This window comes from Curtobacterium sp. B8 (genome assembly GCF_000333315.1).
Classification (GTDB): domain Bacteria; phylum Actinomycetota; class Actinomycetes; order Actinomycetales; family Microbacteriaceae; genus Curtobacterium; species Curtobacterium luteum.
Genome location: NZ_BACW01000210.1, coordinates 1 through 2,055, shown reverse-complemented (window position 1 = coordinate 2,055; position 2,055 = coordinate 1). Strand labels below are relative to the sequence as shown.

Sequence of the window (2,055 nt, the reverse complement as noted above, 5' to 3'; positions counted from 1 at the left end):
CCGGCAGCGCGCGTGCGGCTCTGCGTTCGGTTGGTCGCACGACATGCCGCTCACGTCCGCGCCCGGCGACATCCATCGCGACCAACGCGCACCGGGCACGGCACGTCGTGCGACCAACGCGNCGCCGGACACGGCACGTCGTGCGACCGACGCGACAGCGCCGCTCCGCCGACCGCAGGCCGCCGTCATCGAGACTTCGCGCTCCTCATGACGCTCGAGATGGGCAAGCCCCTCGCCGAGGCGAACGGCGAGGTCACCTACGGCGGCGAGTTCCTCCGCTGGTTCTCCGAGGAGGCCGTCCGGATCGGCGGCTCCTACGGCACCAACCCCGAGGGATCCGGTCGGGCGATCGTGACGCACAAGCCCGTCGGGCCGACCTTCCTCATCACGCCGTGGAACTTCCCGCTCGCGATGGCCACGCGCAAGATCGCCCCGGCGCTCGCCGCCGGGTGCACCGCGGTCGTGAAGCCGGCCGAGCTCACCCCGCTCACGACCCTGCTGTTCGCGGACCTCCTGCTCGAGGCCGGGGTGCCCGCCGGGGTCGTGAACGTCGTCCCGACGAGCCACGCGGGAGCGCTCTCCGAACCGATCATCAGCGACCCCCGACTCCGGAAGCTGTCGTTCACGGGGTCGACCCCGGTGGGCCGGACGCTCCTCGCGCAGGCCGCGCAGAACGTCCTCCGGACCAGCATGGAGCTCGGCGGCAACGCCCCGTTCGTCGTGTTCGAGGACGCCGACCTCGACCTCGCGGTCGAGGGCGCCCTCGCGGCGAAGTTCCGCAACACCGGACAGGCCTGCACCGCGGCGAACCGGTTCATCGTGCAGGAGTCGGTTGCCGAGGAGTTCGCCCGGCGGCTCACCGAGCGCGTCGAGGCGATGACCGTCGGCCGCGGGACCGAGGACGGCGTGACGATCGGCCCGCTCATCGACCAGCGGGCGGTCGACAAGGCGCACCGGCTCGTCACCGACGCGCTCGACCGGGGTGCCACTCTCCGCACCGGCGGGCAGCCCGTCGACGGCCCCGGGACGTTCTACGCGCCCACGGTGATCACCGACGTGCAGCCCGGCAGCGACCTGCTCCGCGACGAGATCTTCGGACCGGTCCTCGCGATCCGCACGTTCGCGACCGAGGACGAGGCCGTCGCCGCCGCGAACGACACCGAGTACGGCCTCGTCGGGTACGCGTTCACCGAGGACCCCGCCCGCGGCCAGCGCCTCATGGAACGGCTCGAGACCGGCATGCTCGGACTGAACACCGGCATCGTGTCGAACGCGTCCGCGCCGTTCGGCGGCGTCAAGCAGTCCGGCCTCGGGCGCGAGGGCGGCGGCGAGGGCCTGCACGAGTACCTCGAGACCATGTACACGCTGACGCCCGACCCCTTCGGGCGCACGAAGGGAGCGCAGCGATGACCATCGAGAAGGACGTCGTCGTCATCGGGGCCGGCGTGACCGGACTGATCGCGGCGAACCGCCTGGTCGCCGAGGGCCACACCGTCGCCGTGCTCGAGGCCCGTGACCGGGTCGGCGGGCGCACCTGGACGAACGACATCGAGGGCGTCACGCTCGAGATCGGCGGCCAGTGGGTCTCCCCGGACCAGACCGCGCTGCTCGAGACCCTCGTCGAGCTCGGCCTCGAGACCTACGACCGGTACCGGGAGGGCTCGAGCGTCTACATCGACCAGCACGGCTCGCGCACGGAGTACACGGGCGACATCTTCCCGCTGCCCGAGGCGACCGCGACCGAGATCGAGCGGCTCGTCGCCGTCGTGGACGAGTACGTCGCGAAACCCGGGCGACGTCATCGCCGCCCTCGTCGAGGCGGTCGTGCGCCCACGCTGATCGCGGGTCGGGGTCGGCGTCGGGGCCGGCGTGCGCGTCGTCGTCGGACTCGCCGGCCCCGCACCGTGCGAGGCCAGCTCCGCGCCCGCCGCTCGGTGCGAGGGCGCACGCATGGTGGCGAGGGCGCAAACCTCGCACCATGGGGACAACCTCGCACGCTGGCAGGTCGCCGCGGCTGTCGGGCGCGCCGGCCTCGCACCGTGCGAGACCAACCCC

1 protein-coding gene and 1 pseudogene are annotated in these 2,055 nt (G+C 72.8%); both read left to right on the top strand.

Annotated features, from left to right (window positions below):
* Positions 1-183: 183 nt before the first annotated feature.
* Positions 184-1,410, top strand: a pseudogene (locus I59_RS05295) (NAD-dependent succinate-semialdehyde dehydrogenase); the annotation flags it as partial.
* Positions 1,407-2,055, top strand: a 649-nt coding sequence (locus tag I59_RS21900) for an FAD-dependent oxidoreductase (protein WP_031272979.1), incomplete at its 3' end; no start/stop codon positions are given. The pseudogene I59_RS05295 and the gene I59_RS21900, both read left to right, overlap by 4 nt.